We start from the raw sequence: 22,726 nt of genomic DNA on the forward strand, positions 1-22,726 counted from the left end.
TCCTTTCACTATCCACCAATGTAAGACATTTCAACTTTTGGACGTTTACTTGCACTCTCAACCGTTCTTTCATCTGAATATCGATCTGTTCTATATCGCCATGTATGTTGTAAAATTTTTAATAGTGAGGCATCAGAAATATTTTCTCGAAGAAGCGTTCGCAAATCCGTTCCTTTTTCTCCAAATAGGCACGTAAAAAACTTACCATCTGCCGAAATACGTACTCTCGTACAAGAAGAACAAAATGACTCAGAAACAGAAGTAATAAATCCCACTTCTGCATTACTCCCTACATATCGATACAATTTCGCAACCTCTCCAAAGTAACGAGGCTGAGCGGGCTCAATTGGATATACACGATTAATTTTCTCTATTAATTGTTCCTTCGTAACGACTTGCTCAAAGTTCCATCCGTTCGTACTGCCTACATCCATAAACTCAATGAAACGTAACTGTATTTCTTGTTCTTTAAAATAACGAACCATAGGAAGAATTTGACTATCATTCATCCCTTTTTTTACGACCATATTTACCTTTACTTCTAATCCAGCTTCCTTCGCTGCTTCAATTCCTTTCAGTACAGGTTTCGTACTTACATTTCTTCCATTAATTTTTTGGAAGACATGATCCTCTATTGCATCTAAACTAATATTCACACGCTTTAATCCTGCTTCTTTTAGCGCCTTAGCTTGTTTTGCTAAATGAATTCCGTTTGTTGTGAGTCCAATATCTTGTAAGCCTTCTAGATTTGTAAGTCTTGCAATTAACGTCGATAAGTCTTTACGCAATAAAGGTTCACCGCCAGTAAGCCTAATTTTATTAACTCCCATACTTATAAATAATCTCGCTAACCTTTCTATTTCATCGAACGTTAATAAAAGCTCTTCCTTTAAAAAAGCGTAATCAGGTCCGAACACTTCAGCAGGCATACAGTATGTACACCTAAAATTACAACGATCAATAACTGAAATACGTAAATCTTGAAGTGGCCGCTTTAAAGAATCTTTTATGTTCTTGTGCATCTCTATCCCTTCTTTTCTGCTGCAATCCTTAGTAAGCTTTCATTTTTTTATTTGCCTTTATTATAAAAAAGAAGCTACATATTCAATGTGACTTTTCTCACATCACTTTCCCCATTCAAAAACTTTTCACAAATCCGTTCGTATTTTGTTCACATCTTTAATCTCATCTACTTTGTCTATTGAATTTTTCAAACTAAAAACTGAAAATCTCTTCCCCTTACGGTCATTGAAATTTCAATTTATTTTTAAAATAGCTCTTGCATTTTCATCATATTTACACTCAAAATAGGAAATGTATTGCTTATAAGAAGAAAGGTGATCACTGTGGCAAACAGTATGACATTATCTCAAGATTTAAAAGAATTACTTGCATCTGTTGAATATAAAATGCAAATTAAAAAAGGTAGTTTTATTTTTCAAGAAGGTATGGAGGCAACAGAGCTCTATATCATCCACTCAGGAAAAGTACAAATTAGCAAACTAAGTGCTGACGGACAAGAATTAACACTTCGAATTTGTTCAGAATATGACATTATTGGAGAATTAACATTGTTCACGGACAATGCGAAATACTTATTAAATTCAAAATGTCTTGAGGATGTGGAAGTAGGCGTTATAAAGCGTGAAGCATTAGAAAAAGCATTACTCCAAAAACCTGCACTCGTATTTGAATTTATGAAATGGATTAGTGAACATTTAAGAAGAATGCAAACGAAGTTCCGAGATTTAGTATTACACGGCAAAAAAGGTGCCCTGTATTCTACCCTTATACGAATGACAAATAGTTACGGTATATTAAAAGAAAATGGGATTCTCATCGATTTACCATTAACAAATCAAGAACTTGCTAATTTCTGTGCAACTTCACGTGAAAGTGTAAATCGAATGTTAAATGAATTAAAAAAGCAAGGTACAATTTCAATTCATAAAGGAAAGATTACAATCCACGATTTACAATTTTTAAAATGTGAAATTGCTTGTGAAGATTGCTCTGCTTCTGTTTGTAGCATTGATTAGCATCTTATTTAGATGCTAATCTTTTTTCAATTTAAGCCATTTATTAACGGTTATTCCCTCTGTAAACAAAAACGAGGCCTTCCATATTAGACCTCGTTTCGTTTTAACCATTAGCTCCTATCCGTTTACAGCAGTATTATTTTTTCAATTCATTAGGAATACGTCTTCTGTAAATTACATAGCTACGGCTTATATATTTAATTGGGGCACTAAATACATGTACTAGTCTTGTAAATGGCCATACTGCGAATAAACCCATCCCTGCAAGAATATGAATTTTAAACCATACTGGTACTTCCATCATATATTCAACTTTCGGTTGGAAAATAAAGAGGCTTCGGAACCAAGGGCCAATTGTTGTACGATAATCAAATCCTTTTGAATCGATATTTAAAAATGTTGAAGAAAGTCCTGCTAGCATTACGATAAGTAATAAAATAAGCGCAATATAATCTCCCTTTGTACTCGTTGCAATGATACGTTTTACAGTTACGCGGCGGTACGTTAATATAATTAAACCGATGATAGAAGCAACACCTGCCGGAAGTCCAAAACTAATTGCTACTACATGATACATATGCTCAGAAATACCTATTGAACGGTATACAGCTTCTGGAATTAAAATCCCCATAACATGACCGCCAATTACGAACATAATCCCAAAGTGGAATAATAGACTTCCGATTCGGAGCATTTTCTTTTCTAATAGTTCACTAGATTTTGATGTCCATCCAAATTGATCATAGTTGTATCTAAAAATATGTCCACCGATAAAGATTGCAAAAATGATATAGGGAAACAATACCCATAGAAATTGATCCATCATTTTAACAACTCTCCTTTCTAATTTGTCTGTACACCCCATGTATCGATAGCGAGTAGAACAGCCGCAAGAATTGGTTCATACATACTACCTGCTTCTTTTAACTGAACGTGTAATGCTTGTATGTTCTCCTTGTATTTACTCATAATTGGTTCACTGTCTTGCTCATTTGCATTTGCAAAAAACTCAAGCAATAGCGGTAAATAATCAGGTAATTCTTTATCTGTTACTTCAAAACCTGATTTTTTATAATGCTGCTTTAACTCTAGTAATTCAATCCCTCTTTCTCTTTGTTCACCAGTGTTCATATACGTTAAATACATATTCGTCTTTTTACCAAAATCAAATGTATATACGTAACCATCAATGAGTTGATCGTTCGTTTTATTTAGCGCTTGTTTTATAAATGCTGTAAGTGAAGCTTTAACATCGTCCTGTTCAATCGCTTCCATCTCTTCTTGTAATTCAGTTAAAGTTTCTCTCCACCCGATTTCTGGGTAGGAGAGAAGAAATGAAGAACATGAAAAAGCAGTTTGTAAACTTTGTTTCATATTTTTCCGCCCCCATTATTTAAGAAATTGTCATACAAGAGCCTGGACCACCTGCGAATGATAAACCACAGCTTCCTTGTTCACTATATAAATCTGCAACTTGTTCTCTGTGAGATGTCGGGATAACAAAACGATCTTTATATTTTGCGATAGCAAGAAGACGATACATATCTTCTACATCCTGTTTCGTTAAGCCAAGTTCTTTTAATACAGCTTCATTTGGTTCTTTATTAATTTGCATTGCTCTCATATGCGTTCGCATAACAGCCATTTTTTTCAATGTAAGACGAATATGTGATTCATCTCCTGCAGTGAGTAAATTCGCTAAATATTGAATTGGAATACGCATATTATCAATAGCAGGGAAAATCTCTTCTGCTTGCCAGTTACTACCTTTTCCCTCCACCATATTCATAATTGGGCTAAGCGGCGGGATATACCAAACCATTGGCATTGTACGATACTCTGGGTGAAGAGGTAGAGCAATTTTCCAATCGATAATCATTTTATAGATTGGTGACTGTTGTGCCGCTTTAATCCATTCTTCAGGAATGCCTTGTTTTTTCGCTTCAGCTGCCACTTCTGGATCATTTGGATCTAGGAAAACAGTAAGCTGAGATTCATATAAATCTTTTTCGTCTTCAACAGACGCTGCTTCTTTTACTTTATCAGCGTCATATAGCATTACCCCAATATATCTGATACGTCCTACACATGTTTCTGAACAAATTGTTGGCATACCAGCCTCAATACGTGGGAAACACATTGTACATTTTTCAGCTTTATTCGTTTGCCAGTTAAAATACACTTTTTTATATGGACAAGATGATACGCAGAATCTCCAAGCACGACATGCATTTTGATCCACAAGTACAATCCCGTCTTCTTCACGTTTATACATTGCACCAGATGGACAAGATGATACGCACGATGGATTCATACAATGTTCGCATATGCGTGGTAAATACATCATAAAGACGTTTTCAAAATCTGTTTTAATTTCTTCTTCCATTTTCTTTACGTTCGGATCTTGTAATCCTGTTATATGTCCGCCTGCTAAATCGTCCTCCCAGTTTGGACCCCATTCAATTTTGTCGATAAATTCGCCTGTAATTGCTGATTTCGGACGAGCAACTGGTTGATGCTTACGCTGTGGGCTATTTGTTAATGTTTCATAATCATAATTCCAAGGTTCAAAGTAATCATCAATTGTTGGTTGATCTGGATTGTGGAAAATGTTCATAAGACGCTTCATTTTCGAACCAGATTTCAGCTGAATTTCACCATTTTTCAATTCCCAGCCGCCTTTATATTTATCCTGATCTTCCCATTGTTTCGGATAACCAATTCCAGGTTTTGTTTCTACGTTATTGAAATACATATATTCAGCACCTGGACGATTTGTCCAGGTGTTTTTGCACGTTACGCTACAAGTATGGCAGCCGATGCATTTATCTAGGTTCATTACCATTCCGACTTGTGCTTTAATCTTCAAGCCAATCTACCTCCTTCAGTTTGCGAATTACAACGTTTAAATCGCGCTGGTTCCCAGTCGGACCATAATAGTTAAATCCATAACTTAATTGACCGTATCCACCAATCATATGTGTCGGTTTTACGTGAATTCGAGTTGGACTATTATGCGTTCCCCCGCGGTTACTTGTTAATTTCGTACCAGGTACGTTAATGTGACGATCTTGCGCATGGTGCATAAATGCCATTCCTCTCGGTATACGATGCGTTACAACAGCACGCGCTACAACAACACCGTTACGATTAAAGCACTCAATCCAATCATTATCTGCAACACCCGCTTCAGCAGCGTCCTCTTTATTCATCCAAACAGTTGGACCACCTCTAAATAGCGTTAACATCGGTAATGAATCGAAGTACATACTATGAATCGACCACTTATTATGCGGTGTTAAATAGTTTAGTGTAATCTCTTTCCCTTCTACTTCGGGCCGTGATTTACGGAACGGTTTATGTTGCAGAATTGGTTTAAATGTTGCCATCGTTTCACCAAATTCTTTCATCATGTCATGGTCTAAGTAGAAAGATTGTCGACCAGTTATCGTTCTCCAAGGGATAAGACGTTCCACATTTGTTGTAAACGGTGAGTAACGGCGTCCACCTTTTTCTGAACCTGTAAATGCTGGAGAAGTAATTACTGTTTTCGGCTGTGCTGTAATTTGTTCGAATGTGAAGCATTCCTCTTCACGTTCTTCTGCTAAATCACGTAATTTTAGATCTGTTTGTTTTTCAAGTGCTTCCCATGCTTTTACTGCCATATGACCGTTTGTTGTAGAAGATAGTGTTAATACCGCTTCAGCAGCATTGATTGCTTCTTTTATGTCTGGGCAATCTTTCGCGATAGAATCCGTTCGAACAACTCCTAATTTGCTCTTTAATTGCTCATATTCTTTTTCCGCAGACCAAGAGATCCCTTTCGTACCAATCGGTTGTTTTCCGACATTCGGTCCAAGCGCAGTCATTTTGTCATAAATCGTTTTATAATCTCTTTCGACAACATGAATTTGTGGCATCGTTTTACCCGGGATTGGTTCACATTCACCTTTACTCCAATCTTTAATTTTGCCAAGTGGTTGCGCTAATTCTTGCGGTGTATCATGAAGAAGTGGTGTTGCAACAACTTCTTTCATTGGTTCAAGATCAATTTTCTTCGCTAAATCTGACACAGCTTTAGAAAGTGAAGTGAAAATATCCCAGTCAGAGCGTGCTTCCCACGGTGAACCGATTGCTGGATTAAAAGGATGCACAAATGGATGCATATCTGTACTACTTAAATCATGTTTTTCGTACCAAGTTGAAGCTGGTAATACAATATCAGAATACAGTGCTGTTCCAGCCATACGGAAATCTAAATTAATGAGTAAATCAAGCTTCCCTTCTGGCGCTTCTTCATGCCACTTAATTTCTTCTGGTCGTAATGAATCACTATCGTCATTCATTAATCCGTTTGTTGTACCTAGTAAATGTTTTAAGAAATATTCGTGCCCTTTACCGGAACTTGAAATTAAGTTCGCACGCCATACGAATAAGGTGCGCGGGAAGTTATTTTTGTTATCTGGATCTTCAATTGCAAATTTCAGTTCTTTTTCTTTTAGTTTTTGTGCAACATATTTTCCGATTTCTTCTTGTGTTGTTGCACCAGCAGCAACAGCTTCTTTATATAGTTCAATTCCATTTTTCTCAAATGTAGGATAAGAAGGTAACCAGCCGAGTCGTGCTGCTAATACATTGTAATCACCGTGATGTTGATAACGAGAGTTTCCTTCCACTGGTGATGCTAAATGTCCAACTGGTGTATCTTCATAGCGCCATTGATCTGTTACGAAATAGAAGAAAGATGTACCATTTTGTAATTTTGGTGGCCCTTGCCAATCTTTTGCCATCGCGATTGTTTGCCATCCTTCTGCTGGTCGTAATTTTTCTTGCCCAACGTAATGCGCCCAGCCACCGCCGTTTACACCTTGTGCCCCGACGAGAAGTACAAGATTTAAAACTGCGCGATAAATCGTATCTGAGTTAAACCAATGGTTAATACCAGCTCCGACAATAATCATTGAGCGACCGTTCGTATCAACAGCATTTTGTGCGAACTCACGAGCGATTTGAATGATTAGCTCTCGTTTCACTCCTGTTATTTTCTCTTGCCATGCAGGTGTAAATGGTACATCATCATTGAAGTCTTTCTGTTCTTGTCCGCCGAGACCTCGGTTCACACCGTAATTTGCTAACGTTAAGTCGTATACAGTTGTAACGAACACTTCGCCTTCTTCTGTCATAACCTTTTTCACTGGAATTGTACGTTCTAATACTTTGTTTCCATCATCAGAGAAGTACGGAATTTGTACAGTTCCAATCGATTCTTCCATTCCAAGTAAAGAAAGACGTGGATCAATCTTTTCACCTGTTTCTTCATCTTCTAAACGCAAGTTCCATTTCTTTTCGTTATCCCAACGTGAGCCCATTGTGCCATGAGGTGTTGCAAAATCATTCGTGTTCTCGTTCCAAAGAACAGGTTTCCATTCTCCTAACTTCGTTTCGCGTCCAATATCAGCAGCGTTTAAGAAACGATCAGCAACGAATTGATCTCCTTTTTGTTTCAATGTGACAAAGAAAGGAAAATCAGTATATTGCTTCGCATACTTTGTGAAATATTCCACTTGATTATCTACGTAAAATTCTTGTAAGATCACATGCCCCATTGCCATCGCAAGTGCACCATCTGTACCTTGTTTCACACTAATCCAATCATCCGCAAACTTTGTAGATTCAGCGAAGTCAGGACTGACAGAAACGACTTTCGTTCCTTTATATCGAACCTCTGCTAAAAAGTGAGCATCTGGTGTTCTCGTCATCGGTACATTTGAACCCCATGTCATAATGTAACCAGAGTTATACCAGTCACTACTTTCTGGTACATCTGTTTGATCACCCCAAATTTGCGGAGAAGCTGGTGGTAAATCTGCGTACCAATCATAGAAACTAAGCATTGGTCCACCCATAAGTTGCATAAAGCGACTACCAGCTGCATGACTTAACATCGACATAGCTGGAATTGGCGAGAAACCAACATTTCGGTCTGGACCGTATTTCAATACTGTGTATAGTAATGAAGCAGAAACAAGTTGTAACACTTCATCCCAATTCGCACGAATGAATCCCCCTTTACCACGCGCCTGCTTATACGTACGTGCTTTTTCAGGGTTTTCCACAATGCTTTTCCAAGCGCCTAATGGGGACTCGTTATTTTGTAATTCTTCTTGCCACATATTCCAAAGAACACCACGTACATACGGATATTTCACACGAAGCGGACTATAAATGTACCAAGAAAAACTCGCTCCACGTGGACATCCTCGTGGTTCAAAATCAGGCATGTCAGGACCTGTCGTTGGATAGTTAAGCTCCTGTCCTTCCCAAGTCACAATTCCATCTTTCACATATATATTCCAACTACATGAGCCAGTACAGTTTACGCCATGTGTAGAACGAATTACTTTATCATGCTGCCAACGCTTTCTGTACACATTTTCCCATTCGCGATCTTCATATGTTTCTTGTGTATGATTATCGTTATAACGATCTATTGGTGAAAAATATTTTAAACGTCTCATTAGTGCTGAAGGTTTTTTCTTCATACTGTTCACTCCTTTAATACGTCTCTCTTACATACCCTTACTATAAGAGAGGTTGTAAAATACAGATGTGACATTTCGCACAGTTCAAGAGATTGTCAAAAATTCAGTAGAAAATAAGTTTGTGAGAAAATCTTGTGTTCCGTTGTGAAGATTATGGTTAATCTTAATTATTAGGAGAATGGTATTTTGAGGTATCGACTATTTTGCAAAAGAAAAAGAGTTTTGATATTATTTCAAAACTGCCATAAGGAAAAGAGTATAAATTGTATGTAAAAATATTTTTCCCAATGTTATTATTTTATATCGAGTCTTATTTTACATAAAACTACAAATCATTATTTACTGTATTGCCCTTAGTTACGGAAACAATTATACTAGATGTAATTGAAATAAATAATCTGAATATTCTCAGAATTTAAGTTAGACCTTTACTATCTACATATAGAATTAGAAATATGTCCACTAAATTGATTAGAAAACGATAATAACATTAGGAGGATTACGATGCCCCAGCTTGATTCATTACATCCCACTGTAGAAAAAATAATCAATAATATTGAAAAAATAATGGTCGGAAAACGAAAAGAAACAATCTTAGCTTTGACAGCTCTCTTAGCTGAAGGTCATGTGCTATTAGAAGATGTTCCTGGTGTCGGGAAAACAATGCTAGTACGTGCTCTTTCTAAATCCATTGATGCTGATTATAAGCGAATTCAATTTACACCTGATTTATTGCCGTCAGATGTAACAGGAGTTTCTATTTATAATCCGAAAGAGCTCCAATTTGAGTTCAAGCCTGGACCAATTATGGGGAATTTTGTACTTGCTGATGAAATTAATCGTACATCTCCAAAGACACAATCTGCTTTACTTGAATGTATGGAAGAAGGCAATATTACAATAGATGGCATTACAAGACCTTTACCAAAACCGTTCTTTGTCATGGCTACACAAAATCCGGTCGAATATGAAGGAACATATTCTCTACCAGAAGCTCAGCTCGATCGTTTCTTATTGAAACTAAAAATGGGATATCCTACACCAGAGGAAGAATTTGAAATTTTAAACCGGATGGAAAAAACAAATCCACTCTCTCAATTACAAACCATTACTACAATACAAGAATTACTTTATTTACAACAAAGCGTACGGGTAGTAAGTATGGACAAAGCAATTAAGCATTACATTGTAAAGCTTGTTAATCAGACTCGTACGTACAGTTCTATACAGTTAGGTGCAAGTCCACGTGGCTCGATTGCTTTAATGAAAGCTTCACAAGCTTATGCATTTATCCATGGCAGGAATTATGTTATTCCAGACGATGTTAAATTTTTAGCTCCTTACGTTTTAGCACATAGACTCATTCTAAAAATGGAAGCAAAATTTGAAGGAATAACTGGCGAACAAGTTATCGCAAAAATCGTTGCACGAACTACCGTGCCTACTCAAAGGACGATGAACCCTTGATGAAACGAATGCTGCGAGCGCTATATCACGTTATAAAGTTATTGCTACTCCCTTTATGCCTAGTCTTAACATTTATGTACGCTATGTTTCAAGGCGGGTTTGTCAGTTGGTTTTTGTTTTACAGCATAATTCCCATTGCTCTTTATTCGCTACTACTCCCCTTCTACGCTTTACGGGACGCTGAAGTAAAGCGAATAACAAACCAAAATGGATATGTAGTAGGAGAACAATTTGTAAGCACGATTACAATAAAAAGAAAATTTCCTTTTCCCTTACTTTATTTAGTTATAGAAGATGAACTGCCACCACAATTTATAAGTTGTAAACAAACAAAGATGAATAAGGTAGTACTCTTCCCAGGATTGAAACGAAATATTTCGTTTCAATATGTTATTGACACAATCCCTAGAGGCGAGCACACTTTTTCAAGCGTTCGTGTCAAAACCGGCGATTTATTCGGCATGATAGAGAAAGAAGTAACTTTTTCAGTTCCAGATACATTTTTAGTCTATCCCCAGTATGTAGATATAGCATATCGACAATTGGAAAATCATTTCGAACAAGGAGCGCTTTCAGCAAATATAAATTCAGCAAAAGACTCTACAATCTCTGTCGGTGTCAGAGACTATAAACCTGGTGATCGCTTTTCATGGATTGATTGGAAAGCAACTGCACGAACAAACAATATTATGACAAAAGAGTTTGAACAGCAGCGCAGCCATAATGTCATGATATTCATAGACAGAACCGAGTCTCCTCTATTCGAATCAGTCGTCACATTTACTGCCTCTATCGTAAGGGCTGTCTTGAAACAAAATTCACCAGCATCATTCGTGTCTATCGGAAAAGAACAAACTATCTTCCCTTTAGACAATGGAGATACGCAGTTACAACAAATCCTTTGTCATTTAGCAAAAGTGCAAGCAGACAGTGTATTCCCGCTCTCCCAGAGTGTAGACATGGAACTAAAAAAAATTTATGAGCCCGTCACGGTTATACTCGTGACCAGTAATCTTTCTCCCGATATTCAAAAGGCGGCTGATTGTGCTGCTATAAAAAATAGAAAATGTATGGTTTTTGTCGTGAAAGAAAAAGCGAATCAACTTTCACACCGAGAAATCAGTATAATAGAAACTCTAAAAAAACGACAAATATTTGTAAACACGGTTTATGAAAACCGGTATACAAACGTGTTTTTTGAGGTGAGCAAATGATAACATTACAAACAAAATACAAGTGGGATACGAACAGATTCTTTATGCATGCATGTGTATTTCTTCTTTTACTAGAATGGCTAAGACCTCTTATAGGCATTACAAATGTAGGTAGATTAGATATTTTCGTAACATTTATAGGAATTTGCTTCGCTCTCTCTTTTTTTCAGACGAGGTGGCAGATTTCAATAAAAATTATCACAGTCCTATTTATCATTCATTCCCTATATTATAAAAATGCTTTTATAAATCTATCTTGGCTAACAACATTCTTTTCTGATATGTCTCGAAATTCCTCCCTATTTTTCCAAGGGAATTTACTAGATATTTCTCCAGTTTTTCCGACCGTTTTATTTTTTCTCTCATTTTGGTTTTTGAGTTCTTTCACTTCATTTTGGATTATTCATAAAAAACGTGGGTTTCTATTTCTTGTATTGACTATTATTTATATCGCAACTTTTCATAACTTACATTTATACAATGCAAACTACGCTATTATTCGAACTGTTGTCATCGGATTTTTTATGCTTAGTCTTCTTCAAGTAGAACGAATAAAAGAGCGTGAACACTTACAAAATTATGCTAGGGAAATCTCAAAATTACTTAGACCACTTACAATATTTATTGTATTATTAGCAACCATCGCATACTTTGCTCCAAAATTTGGCCCTCAATGGCCAAACCCAATGGATTTTTTAAAATTCAACACATCTGAAGCAAGTAAAGAACAAAAAGTTTCTACAATTGGGTATGGTTTAGATGACTCGCGATTAGGTGGTCCTTTTAAGGCGGATCCTACAATTGTTTTCACAGCACGAACGCAAAACAAACACTATTGGAGAGTAGAAACAAAAGATTTCTATACAGGAAAAGGCTGGGAAATTTCTGAAAATCCGAAAAAGATTTCTTTTAAAAATAAAAACGACGTCGTAAGCTGGTACGAACAAAATACAAAAACGGAAACGACTGAGGCAACAATTACCATGCAAAAAAGTTACCCTCACCTTACCTATCCAGCAGGATTAGTATCAGTTGAGGCTTCTTCTGATGTATCATACAGTGTTGACCCGTTTTCAGAAAAAATTTATACAATGAATGAAGACTCTTCTACTACTTTACATTCGTATAAAGTAACATATGAGATCCCTGAGTTTTCCATAGAAAACTTGAAAGCTGTAAAAACAAATGAAGGTCAAGAAACAAACCCTTATTTTATGACAAAGTACACACAACTTCCCGAGTCATTACCACAGCGCGTAAAAGACTTGGCTGTCAATCTTACAAATGATAAAGACAACCGATATGATAAAGTATTAGCTATTGAAAATTACTTCACAGACAACTCTTTTACATACGAATCAACGAATGTCTTATTCCCTGCCAAAAGCCAAGATTATGTAGATCAATTCCTTTTCGATACAAAAAGCGGCTACTGTAATAATTTTTCGACGTCTATGATTGTACTACTTCGTTCTGCAGGGATTCCTGCTCGCTGGGTAAAAGGCTATACAGAAGGAACTCTTGACAATACACTTGCCTCTGCAGAAGGTGCGGATGTTTATACAATCACGAACGATAACGCACACTCTTGGGTCGAAGTATATTTCCCAGGATACGGATGGATTCCATTCGAACCAACAAAAGGATTTACCAATCCCTATAATTTTATAAATAATACGCCTGCTCCTATTTCACAAAATAGCGAAGCAAATAATTCTAATAACGAGCAAATACAACAACGAAATAATGAAGCAAAACTTAAAAGTTTAATAGAAAATACAGAAGAAGCTTCTACTAAAAAGGTCACAAATTCTAAAACTAGTTTTTCTTGGTGGTACGTATTCCTCTCTACGATACTAATTAGTATTATAGGATACATTCTCTTCACCACTAGAATGAACTGGATGACATTTCTTATTATTCATTTCTATAAATACCGAAAAAATGATGCTGTTTATCAAAAAGCTTACGGTGCACTTTTAAAACAATTTGCGAGAATTGGCATACCACGGAGTGAAAGTCAAACATTCCGAGAATACGCTCTCCATATCGATACACTTTACAACTCGGCCGATATGCAACAACTTACTGCCAGTTATGAGAACGCTATGTATAAACAGGAGCAGGCTGCAGAAGAATGGAAGAAATCTGTACACTTATGGGAAGTGCTTATGAAAAAAGCAGCTTCTCTACCTAAATCAGATGGCTTTGATACAGTTATTTAATCTTGAAAATGTGAGTTTAAAGAAAACGTCTCAAAGAACTACATTGTTCTTTGAGACGTTTTTTAATAAAGTGAAACTCCTAATTATTCTCCAAGCACCTTCTCAATCTCAACCTCTAAATCTACCGGCTTCGTCTGCGGAGCAAAACGCCCTACTACTTTCCCGTCTTTTCCGATTAAAAACTTCGTAAAATTCCATTTCACTGCTTTCATACCAAGTAAACCTGGTGCTTGTTCTGTCATGTATGTATATAGAGGGTGAGCCTTATCACCTTTCACATCAACCTTTGCAAACATCGGGAAGTTTACACCGTAGTTTAATTCACAAAAACTAGTAATGTCCGCTTCTGTACCTGGTTCTTGTCCCCCGAATTGGTTACAAGGAAATCCGAGTATTTCGAGTCCTTGGTCTTTATATTTATCATATACCTCTTGTAATCCTTTATATTGTGGTGTGAAACCACATTTGCTAGCTACATTGACAATAAGAAGTGCTTTTCCTTTGTAATCTTTTAACGATTTTTCTTCACCTGTAATTGTTTTAGCTGAAAAATCATAAACTGTCATTGTCTTTGCCCCTCTCTTCACTATCATTCTATGTTTATACTATACTACATTCGTGAATATACAGCTCTTATTACGTACTTATAAGTTGTAATGATAGCGCTTTATTTCTGTTCGAAAATTCGACACAAACTACTAGACTTTTATGATGGAAAGTTTTACAATTGAATTGTGAACAAAATGTGACAGTTTATATTCCATTATAAAAGAAAAGGATGGTGTTCATTATGAAAACTGCACAACATGAAACGATTTCAAATCGCGAGTTTTATTTCGTACTATATATGATGTTATTGTATGTTACTGGCTGGGTAATCGATGTAAATGGTTTATTCTTAAGCTCCTACTTTAATTTAGCAGGAGAGATTATGCTTCCATTAGTAGGCGGGATTGTTGGACTGTTCATTATGTCTGTTAATAAACAACAAACGAAATAATAATATTACAAAAAGGCAGAAGACGAGCTTCGTTTTCTGCCTTTTTTCTATTTTAGCGTATAATAAAAACATGCAGTATATAAGGAGTGGTAACTATGAAAAAAGTAGAGCAATTATCTTCTCACCTATATCTTATTGATGATTTCGATTTACAGCATAATGAACGAACAGGTACGTACGTTTTATTAGGTGACGATATTACTTTAATTGAAACTTGTGCAGCCCCTTCTCTTCCGTATATTTTAGACGGCTTACAACAATTACATATTGATTTAAACGATGTTAAAAACATTATCGTTACACATGTGCATTTAGATCACGCTGGCGCAGCTGGTTTAATGATGGAAAAGTGCCCAAATGCTACGTTATATGTGCATTCTCGTGGTGCTCGTCATATGATTGATCCAACAAAACTTATTTTAGGTGCAAAAGCTGTCTACAAAGAAGATTTCGATAAACTCTTTGACCCAATTCTTCCAATTGAAGAAGAACGTGTTCATATTGTACAACATGGTGATATGTTAAAAATTGCAAAAGACCGCACCCTTACATTTTATGATACACCAGGACATGCGAAGCACCATATTAGCATTCACGATTCATTAACAAACGGGATTTTTACTGGCGATACAATTGGAATTTATTATAGAGAACTCGCAGACGTTGATGTAGAGTTATATCTACCATCAACGTCCCCTTCACAATTCCAACCAGATGCGATGATTGCTTCTAAAAATCACATTCAAAGCATGAATGTAGATACTATTTATTTCGGTCATTACGGCGCATCCTCTCATGTTACAGAAGTATACAATCAATTGGAACATTGGCTACCTATTTTCGTTCAGACTGGTAAGGAAGTCTTTGACAAGTATAATGATTTCGATGAAGCGACTAAAGCTTTACAAACTTTGTTAATGGATAAAATCTCTTCTCATCTTACAAAGTTAAACGTTCCATCAGATCATTCCGTTTATAATATTTTACATTTAGATATAGAAATTAGCGCAATGGGCATTATTGATTATTTCACGAAGCAAGAAAAAGCAAACTCCACTATTAACTAACAGTAAAAGAAGAGATATACAACAGTAGTTATTGTATATCTCTTCTTTTTTTGAATATATTTTGAGTAAAGGATGGTGGAATATAATGCAAAAATTGATGCTATACCTCTGCTTCACATTATTTATCGTTTTATTATTATTTGTAGGAGTAAAAATTCAATTTTATTTAGATACAGATGCACAAGTGAACTTTAACGTTTATCCAAGATTATTCTACTTTACACTCTTCCCTCTTATAGTTGGCATTTTATTACGATTCCTCCAATCTATTAATCGCGAAACGAGTAAACAAAACTGGAGCTTTCAACCGGATAAATTTATTGCTATTACAGTGCCTACACTATTCATTTCCTTTTCCCCAGCACTACTCTTTTCACCACTTGCCGAATACCTACCTTATTTAGTTAATATTATTCTAATAAATACAACTTTTGTTACGATTATTAGTTTAATAGCTGGTTATTCCCTTTTAGATTGTTTTATACAAAAGGACAATGCAACGATGAAAAAATATAATTGAATGCTTTATTTAATCGTGCAAGTCAAGGATTGTACTGCCTTGGCTTGTTTTTAGAATACTTATATTCCTGTATAATACAGTTATCGAATAAATTTCGGAGGAATGATACAATGTTTTTTCAATTTTTTCTACTAGCAGTCATTATGTCTTTTATTAGTGGTAGACTCATTGGTACAAAACTAAATCTTTTCAAACAAGCAAGTGCAGCCACTGTAGGTGTTTCACTTACGTCTGCTCTGTATTGGTTTTTATATTTACGTTATCAAGATGAATCGGTTGTCGGTGTTGATAGATATTTTTGGCTAGGAAGCTCATTAATTGTATCGATGCTTTGTTACCTAGTTTTTGAATTATTTGATCCTATTAGGCGTGGCGAAATGGATGACGTAGTAACGGAAAGCCGAAATCCTATTTCAAAATTCTTCGCTAAGATTGGTAGACAAAAAAGATATATGCGCGTCTCTTCTATTGCAATAAAACACGGAATGGGAAAATATTTAGCTTTAAAGCGCTCACCAGAAGCAGATCGTAAGCTCGCCACTTCACTTCGAAATACACTAGAAGAATGCGGTGGTGTATTTATTAAATTCGGACAAGTTTTATCAACTCGCTCTGATTTATTACCACCTGTTTTTATTCACGAGTTATCAAACCTTCAGGAAAATGTAACACGTTTATCACAAAAACAAGTTGAAGAAATATTGAAAAAGGAACTACATACACCAAAAGATGAAATCTTCAGCTCCTTTGAAATGGAACCGTTAGCTGCCGCCTCTATTGGCCAAGTACATAAAGCAAAGTTGAAAGAAAACGACCAGGATGTCGTCGTTAAACTACTACGTCCTAATATTTCTGAGACAATTAAACGTGACTTAGATATTTTAATTCACTTTTCTTTATGGATTTCCAACAAATCAACTTGGGCTAAAAATATCGGCTTTCTTGATTTAGCACATGGCTTCTCTATCGCAATGAAAGAAGAAATTGATTTCAAAATTGAGGCTCGTAACTTCGAACAAGTGTCTGATTCACTAAAAAATAGTGAAACGAAAGTAAAAATACCGAAAGTATATAAAAAATACAGTAATTCAAAAATACTTGTGCTTGAATTTTTAGATGGAGTAAGTGTTAAAAGTGGGTCAGCATTATTAAATGAATTACAAATTGATACGAAAAAAGTACAACGGCAACTCTTTGATTGTATTTTAGAGCAAATTTTCTTTAAAGGTATTTTCCATGCAGACCCTCATCCAGGTAATGTGTATATTCTTCGTGATGGCACTCCTGCATTACTTGATTTCGGTTCTGTCGGAAGATTAGGAACCCTACAACAAGATGCATTCAAGCGGCTACTTATTGGCTTTGAGCGCAAAAATTCATATGTCTTGCTTGATGGACTGCTTCAATTAGTTGAAAAGAAACCAAATGTTGATAAAGAAGGATTAGAACAATCTATCAGCCAATTATTAATCCAAAGTACGTACGGCTCTACAAACGGTTCTGAAGAATTTATTCAAGGGTTGTTTCAAATAATCGCTGAGTTTGAATTAGCGTTTTATCCAATGGTTGCAGGGGCTTTCCGCTCTCTAATTACGCTAGAAGGAACGATGCTGCAACTAAATCCCGAATTCAATTTAATGGACGAAGCGAAGCGCTTTGCGAAAGATTATGCAGCTAGTTTCATGCCAGTTAACAATTATTCTAGTTTAAAAGAAGCTGCAACAAACGAATTACTCGCTATGTTACCTGCCATGCGACGCATTCCTAGAAAACTAGATGATTTAAGTTCAAAACTAGAAAACGGAGAACTATCCGTTAAGGTTGGCTTTTTCTCTGACGAAACAAATGCATCGTTTATTACTACATTTATCTCACAATTCCTCATTGCGTTTATTGGAACTGCATTTGGTGGGATTTCGGTAGGCGTATTGCATTTAGCAAACAGTGCGACAGAGCCAAATGATCAATTTTTAAGTGTCGTTGGTTACGGTGGTTTATTTATAAGTGCGATATTACTTGTAAGAGTCGCTATTCATGCGGTAAGAAAATTTAAGTAATAATAAAATGAGTATACAATCACGTAGATTGTATACTCATTTTTTATTGTTTACATAATCAATATGTAATAGTTAAACGAAAGAAAGCTTTGAGCTTTTCTACTTATCGCACCTTTTCATCTACATACTCCATAAACTGCTCCGCTTTAATAAATCTTTCTTTGTACGCCTCAGGTACTTCTTCTATTTTTATTGCACCAGTTGATTTTGTCTTCACTCGTACTATTTCATGTGTCATTAAAGCTTCCATATAGCGATCAAACTCTTCTTGCGTTAATACTTCTTTACTAGATTTATGACCATTTAATTTATCAAAGTATGGTTGAAGGCCCATACTTACCTTTTTCATTTCTTCTCTTTTTGCTGGTGATAATCCATCATAATCTATATTACCGTTCGAATCTCCGTACGCAAGCTTTGCATTAGTTAATTTTTTCAGTTCTTTTGTAAACTCTTCATATTCCTTCGCACCCATTTCATCTTTCGCTTCTGATAATTTTGCATTAAAACGCATATACGTTTCTAATGTCATTGCTCCGGCATGTTTTTTTAAATTCTCAAAAGATCCATATATACCATCCGCCATAATAGATTGGTACGCAAAACCTGTCGTCGGGATTAAAAGAGCTGCTGCAAGTACTCCTGCGATAAGGCGTTTCTTCCTCTTACTCCCGCCGTGCTTCATTTTTATTTGCACGATTACTTTTTCTTTTAAATCCGGCGGGGCAACAATACCCTTTGCTTCTTCTTGTATAGATTCCCTAACTCTACAATCTAAACTCATTTCACATTCCCTACCTCTCCTAAAAAAATTTCTTCTACTTGCTCTTTTTGACGTAGTTTCTTTAATGCCGCATGAATTCTAGATTTCACTGTACCGATTGGAATATGTAATATTTGTGCTACTTCTTCTTGTGAATAATCGTGTAAGTATCTTAAGATAATAACTTGTTTCAATTTATACGGTAATTTATGAATGAGTTCGATTAGTTTTTGGTTTGATATTTTCTTACAACATCGTTAGAAAAATCAATTTGCACTGGCTTTCTTTGCTCTTCTGCTTTTTTTATAATTCGTAGTCGCATCCACCTCTTTCTTCTATAAGAATGAATTTGTTTAATCGCAAGCCCAATTAGCCAAGGGCGAAATGGCTTCTCGCTATCATATTTACGAAGCGATTCATATAGCTGTATGTATACTTCTTGAACGACATCATCTACATCCGTTTTATCTTCAATTAAAAAATGTGCTGTTTTATATACTTCTTGAATCGTTACATCATACAATTCGCTATACGCTTCTTTATTGCCTGATAAAGTTAATTGAATTAAATGTGCGTAATCTATTTCACCCTTCATATTCCAGCCCTCCTTTGTCTTACACTATATATTGGCAGGTAATTCATATTTCGTTCGATTTTTCCGAAAAAGTTTTTTATATAAATTAATATAATGATCCACTGAGTTCATAAGCTTCACTTATAACCACACATAACTATTATATAATTTTCCAATTTCTGATAAAGATTTAAAATAATTTATATAGTCAAATTTAGGAGGACATATAATGAAAGCTATCGTTGTAACGTCGTTCGGTGGTCCTGAAGTGATGAAATATACAGATTTTGATATACCGGCTATTTCAGAAGATCAAGTTTTAATTCGCGTAGTTGCTACTAGTGTAAATTTCGCTGATATTAAATCACGTTATGGTAAAAAAGGAAATAAAGCACTACCTTTTATTCTAGGTATAGATGCCACTGGTATTGTAGAACGTGTCGGTTCTCATGTGAAAAATATTCACCCTGGACAACGTGTCATTGCTTTTCCTCAAAATGGATCTTACGCAGAATACGTTGTTGCAAATGAAAATCTTACTTTCGTATTACCCCATGAAGTTGACTTTCAAACTGCAGCCGCTTGTCCAATCGTATCTTTTACAAGCTATAATTTACTCGCAAATGTTGCAAGGCTTCAACAAGGTGAATCTGTACTCATTCATGCGGCTGCTGGCGGAATTGGCACTACTGCTATTCAACTTGCTAAACTATTAGAGGCTGGAACAGTTATAGGCACTGTCGGAAGTGAAGCAAAAAAAGAAATTGCTTTAGATGCTGGAGCTGATTATGTTATTTGTCATCAAGATGAAGATTTTGTAGAGAAAGTCAATGAACTGACAAATGGTGAAGGGGTTGATGTAATTTTAGACTCTATTTCTGGAACGGTTTCTGAAAGAAGTTTAAACTGCCTTGCTTATTACGGTCGCCTCGTTCATTTCGGTAATGCTAGCGGTGAAATTGGTAACTTTCAAACGAAAGATTTACATGCAAGTTGCCGCTCTATACTCGGTTTTAGCTTTGGAACCACACGAAAAAAGCGTCCTGAACTGCTCCAAGAAACTGCAAATGAAGTTTTCCGTTATTTGCGTGACGGACGTTTACAAATTAAGGCTACGAAATCTTTTCCACTTCAAGATGCAGGGAAAGCACATGAATGGGTCGAAAGTAGAAAAAGTACAGGGAAAGTAATACTAACTGTTCAGTCCTCTTCCTGAAATGAATACTGGAAACAGAGGTGGCATTCATGGGATCACGAATTATGCATGTTATTATCGCTAACGGTATTGCTGAGAAACTATCTATTCACGATAAGACTTCTTTCTTACTTGGAGCTGTAGCCCCTGATGCTGTTCATTCAAAAAAAGAAAAAGGAACCTCACATTTTTATGCCGGTACAACGAAGAACTATACGAGAAGAATAGATTATGATTCATTTTTTCATAAATATGAATCACATATAAATTCCCCATTTATTTTAGGCTATTATACCCATCTCATCGCCGATGATAATTGGCTAAGTGGATTTTTTCTACCTTGGCTAAAAAATAGAATAGAGAATGACGAAACTATCGCACCCCTGTACTATAACGATTTTAAATTGTTAAATGCAAAGTTGCTTCATCATTACGATCAAGAACAACAGCTTTTCTCTCTTCTCAATCAAGAGGCTCACATTGTGGATATTGAAGAGGTTTCTAAAGAAAACGTTTTAGCTTTTCGAAAGTATCTTTTTGAAGATATGTTGTATCCAAAGCAATATTTGCATGAAGACTTACAAGTATTTACGTTTGACCAAATCGTTGGCTATATTGAGACAGCGATTGAAAAAGGAGTATTTTTTATTAAACAACTCTCTAATGAAAAATCCACTTCAAAAATTTAATCCCCCTCAAATATATTTGAGGGGGATTTTCACATAGCAATATTATTATTGGTTCTTCTCCATAACCGCAAAATAATTCCCTTCGCTATCAGCAAAGTTAAACACTTTACCAGAAGGCATAGTTACCATTTCTCCAACAGTAACATTTTTGTTTGTTAAATCTGTATATAATTGATCAAGATTTTCTGAGAAGAACATTAAGGACGGTGTACCAAGATTCAATTCTGGGCTCATTTTAGAAATAACTTCTTTATTATGTAATATAATGCTCGTTTCTGCACCGTTAGTCGGAGCAATTTCAATCCATCTCATTCCTTGCTTGTTATCTTCCTCTGCTACTACATGAAACCCTACCTTTTCCGTCCAAAAATTTACTGCCTCATCTTGATTATTTACATATAACATAATTTGTCCTACTTTATGGATCATTACATTTCCCCCTAATGGTTTTTATATTCTATGTAGCTTTCTACAAATACTATCGTTATTCCTTTTGAGTTGGTATGTACTTCTTTGCAAAATTTATCGACTGACTCATCCCATCCAGTTCATCAAAATAATCATTTCTTTCAATCATGTTATATCCGTCGAATCCAATTTTATCTAATACTTTGAAGAATATATCGAAATCTACTTCACCATTCCCTGCTGCGACTTCTATATACTTAGTTGAACGATCATTTTTCACTTCTTTACAATCTTTAATATGAGTTTGTACTATATAATCTTTTAATAGTAATAAACCTTCTCCCGGATTTTCATTTACATCACTTATTATATTTGCTGGGTCAAAGTTAACAGCTAGTCCTTTCGAGTTTGCAGTTTCTAAAAATCGTTTTAATACTATTGCTTTTTCAGATCCCGTCTCAATGGCGAAGAATCCTCCAAATCTGAACGCTAAGTCCCCTATTTCATTACAAACACGTAGCATTTTATCATAGTAGGCACTTTTTTCATCATCTGGAACTTTTCCAATATGAGCTGTTATGATCTTTGCCCCAAGCCCCAAACCTCTGTCAGTAATATATTTAAACTGATCTATTGCACTCTCAGCTTCTATTCCCATAATTCCATTTTCTCCAAAACTAATTGCTAATGATGGAATCTTTATTCCATTAAAAGATAAGCTTTTCTTTAAAGCATTCCATTCTACCATTGAGATATTAGCTAAGTTAAAGTTTTTATTCATAGCATATAATTGAATATATTCTAAATCCCATTCCCTTGCTTTTTGTATTCCTTCGTTTACTTCAATATGTTTCGTATTTAAAAACATTCCTAATTTCCTATCCATATGTGTACCTTCTTTTTATTATTTCGTGTCAGTTTAATATTCGACTTTTTTTATATTATTTCCTCGTATAAACCAAATAA

The 22,726-nt window shown here is 35.6% G+C and carries 19 protein-coding genes and 1 pseudogene; 10 read left to right on the plus strand and 10 right to left on the minus strand.

Going from position 1 to position 22,726, the window contains the following annotated elements; translation table 11 throughout:
• Positions 1-8: 8 nt before the first annotated feature.
• Positions 9-1,022, minus strand: a complete 1,014-nt coding sequence (moaA, locus tag DN401_RS13445; protein ID WP_149287734.1) for a GTP 3',8-cyclase MoaA — start codon at positions 1,020-1,022, stop codon at positions 9-11.
• Positions 1,023-1,346: 324 nt separating this feature from the next.
• Between moaA and DN401_RS13450 the strand changes: the two genes are divergently transcribed.
• Positions 1,347-2,039, plus strand: coding sequence for a Crp/Fnr family transcriptional regulator (locus tag DN401_RS13450; protein ID WP_000013865.1), 693 nt, complete (start codon positions 1,347-1,349; stop codon positions 2,037-2,039).
• 136 nt (positions 2,040-2,175) lie between these two features.
• Here DN401_RS13450 and narI read toward each other — a convergent pair whose 3' ends face one another.
• The 4 genes from narI to DN401_RS13470 are packed head-to-tail and all read right to left on the minus strand — an operon-like array spanning position 2,176 to position 8,581.
• Positions 2,176-2,865, minus strand: a complete 690-nt coding sequence (narI, locus tag DN401_RS13455; RefSeq protein ID WP_000969212.1) for a respiratory nitrate reductase subunit gamma — start codon at positions 2,863-2,865, stop codon at positions 2,176-2,178.
• Positions 2,866-2,882: 17 nt separating this feature from the next.
• A complete protein-coding gene (gene narJ, locus DN401_RS13460) occupies positions 2,883-3,413 on the minus strand; it encodes a nitrate reductase molybdenum cofactor assembly chaperone (RefSeq protein ID WP_025688299.1) in 531 nt (176 codons plus the stop codon).
• 19 nt (positions 3,414-3,432) lie between these two features.
• Positions 3,433-4,908: a nitrate reductase subunit beta gene (gene narH / locus DN401_RS13465; protein ID WP_025688298.1), complete on the minus strand. Its 1,476-nt coding sequence runs from the start codon at positions 4,906-4,908 to the stop codon at positions 3,433-3,435.
• Positions 4,898-8,581 (minus strand): nitrate reductase subunit alpha, encoded by a 3,684-nt coding sequence (locus DN401_RS13470; RefSeq protein WP_098212423.1) that lies wholly within the window; start codon positions 8,579-8,581, stop codon positions 4,898-4,900. Before DN401_RS13470 ends, narH begins: the two co-directional genes overlap by 11 nt.
• A 504-nt stretch (positions 8,582-9,085) precedes the next feature.
• Between DN401_RS13470 and DN401_RS13475 the strand changes: the two genes are divergently transcribed.
• From DN401_RS13475 to DN401_RS13485, 3 genes are read left to right on the plus strand one after another with little or no spacing between them, the layout of a single operon-like run.
• Positions 9,086-10,048 carry an AAA family ATPase gene (locus DN401_RS13475; protein ID WP_001135810.1) on the plus strand — a complete coding sequence of 321 codons (963 nt, stop codon included), beginning with the start codon at positions 9,086-9,088 and terminating at the stop codon, positions 10,046-10,048.
• Positions 10,048-11,262 (plus strand): DUF58 domain-containing protein, encoded by a 1,215-nt coding sequence (locus tag DN401_RS13480; protein WP_000827532.1) that lies wholly within the window; start codon positions 10,048-10,050, stop codon positions 11,260-11,262. Before DN401_RS13475 ends, DN401_RS13480 begins: the two co-directional genes overlap by 1 nt.
• Positions 11,259-13,487 (plus strand): transglutaminase TgpA family protein, encoded by a 2,229-nt coding sequence (locus DN401_RS13485; RefSeq protein ID WP_149287735.1) that lies wholly within the window; start codon positions 11,259-11,261, stop codon positions 13,485-13,487. Before DN401_RS13480 ends, DN401_RS13485 begins: the two co-directional genes overlap by 4 nt.
• An 83-nt stretch (positions 13,488-13,570) precedes the next feature.
• On the opposite strand, the gene bsaA is transcribed toward DN401_RS13485, so the two are convergent.
• The gene (bsaA, locus tag DN401_RS13490) at positions 13,571-14,053 is read right to left on the minus strand and encodes a glutathione peroxidase (protein WP_000219440.1); all 483 of its coding nucleotides are present in this window, start codon (positions 14,051-14,053) and stop codon (positions 13,571-13,573) included.
• A 224-nt stretch (positions 14,054-14,277) separates the two neighbouring features.
• Here bsaA and DN401_RS13495 point away from each other — a divergent pair, with 224 nt between their 5' ends.
• The 4 genes from DN401_RS13495 to DN401_RS13510 all read left to right on the plus strand — a co-directional run bounded on the left by DN401_RS13495 (position 14,278) and on the right by DN401_RS13510 (position 18,131).
• Positions 14,278-14,487, plus strand: a complete 210-nt coding sequence (locus DN401_RS13495; RefSeq protein WP_000844985.1) for a DUF3925 domain-containing protein — start codon at positions 14,278-14,280, stop codon at positions 14,485-14,487.
• A 95-nt stretch (positions 14,488-14,582) separates the two neighbouring features.
• Positions 14,583-15,554, plus strand: a complete 972-nt coding sequence (locus tag DN401_RS13500; RefSeq protein ID WP_000754964.1) for an MBL fold metallo-hydrolase — start codon at positions 14,583-14,585, stop codon at positions 15,552-15,554.
• 85 nt (positions 15,555-15,639) lie between these two features.
• Complete coding sequence (locus DN401_RS13505) at positions 15,640-16,074, plus strand: hypothetical protein (protein ID WP_001170914.1); 435 nt, start codon at positions 15,640-15,642, stop codon at positions 16,072-16,074.
• Positions 16,075-16,184: 110 nt separating this feature from the next.
• On the plus strand, positions 16,185-18,131 hold the full coding sequence (locus DN401_RS13510) for an ABC1 kinase family protein (protein ID WP_136363340.1): 1,947 nt from the start codon (positions 16,185-16,187) through the stop codon (positions 18,129-18,131).
• A 103-nt stretch (positions 18,132-18,234) separates the two neighbouring features.
• Here DN401_RS13510 and DN401_RS13515 read toward each other — a convergent pair whose 3' ends face one another.
• Both DN401_RS13515 and DN401_RS13520 read right to left on the minus strand, forming a co-directional pair.
• Complete coding sequence (locus DN401_RS13515) at positions 18,235-18,915, minus strand: DUF3600 domain-containing protein (RefSeq protein ID WP_000050673.1); 681 nt, start codon at positions 18,913-18,915, stop codon at positions 18,235-18,237.
• Positions 18,912-19,489: pseudogene (locus tag DN401_RS13520) on the minus strand (sigma-70 family RNA polymerase sigma factor). The gene DN401_RS13515 and the pseudogene DN401_RS13520 overlap by 4 nt, the downstream one beginning before the upstream one ends.
• A 208-nt stretch (positions 19,490-19,697) precedes the next feature.
• On the opposite strand from DN401_RS13520, the gene DN401_RS13525 reads away from it, so the two are divergent.
• Positions 19,698-20,684 (plus strand): quinone oxidoreductase family protein, encoded by a 987-nt coding sequence (locus tag DN401_RS13525; protein ID WP_000644620.1) that lies wholly within the window; start codon positions 19,698-19,700, stop codon positions 20,682-20,684.
• A 29-nt stretch (positions 20,685-20,713) separates the two neighbouring features.
• Positions 20,714-21,352: a zinc dependent phospholipase C family protein gene (locus DN401_RS13530; RefSeq protein ID WP_000535623.1), complete on the plus strand. Its 639-nt coding sequence runs from the start codon at positions 20,714-20,716 to the stop codon at positions 21,350-21,352.
• A gap of 45 nt (positions 21,353-21,397) precedes the next feature.
• On the opposite strand, the gene DN401_RS13535 is transcribed toward DN401_RS13530, so the two are convergent.
• Both DN401_RS13535 and DN401_RS13540 read right to left on the minus strand, forming a co-directional pair.
• Entirely contained in the window at positions 21,398-21,781 is a 384-nt protein-coding gene (locus DN401_RS13535; RefSeq protein ID WP_000581478.1) for a VOC family protein, read from the minus strand.
• 55 nt (positions 21,782-21,836) lie between these two features.
• Complete coding sequence (locus DN401_RS13540; protein ID WP_000375203.1) at positions 21,837-22,646, minus strand: sugar phosphate isomerase/epimerase family protein; 810 nt, start codon at positions 22,644-22,646, stop codon at positions 21,837-21,839.
• Positions 22,647-22,726 lie beyond the last annotated feature (80 nt).

This window comes from Bacillus sp. BF2-3 (genome assembly GCF_008368795.1).
Taxonomy (GTDB): Bacteria; Bacillota; Bacilli; order Bacillales; family Bacillaceae_G; genus Bacillus_A; species Bacillus_A cereus.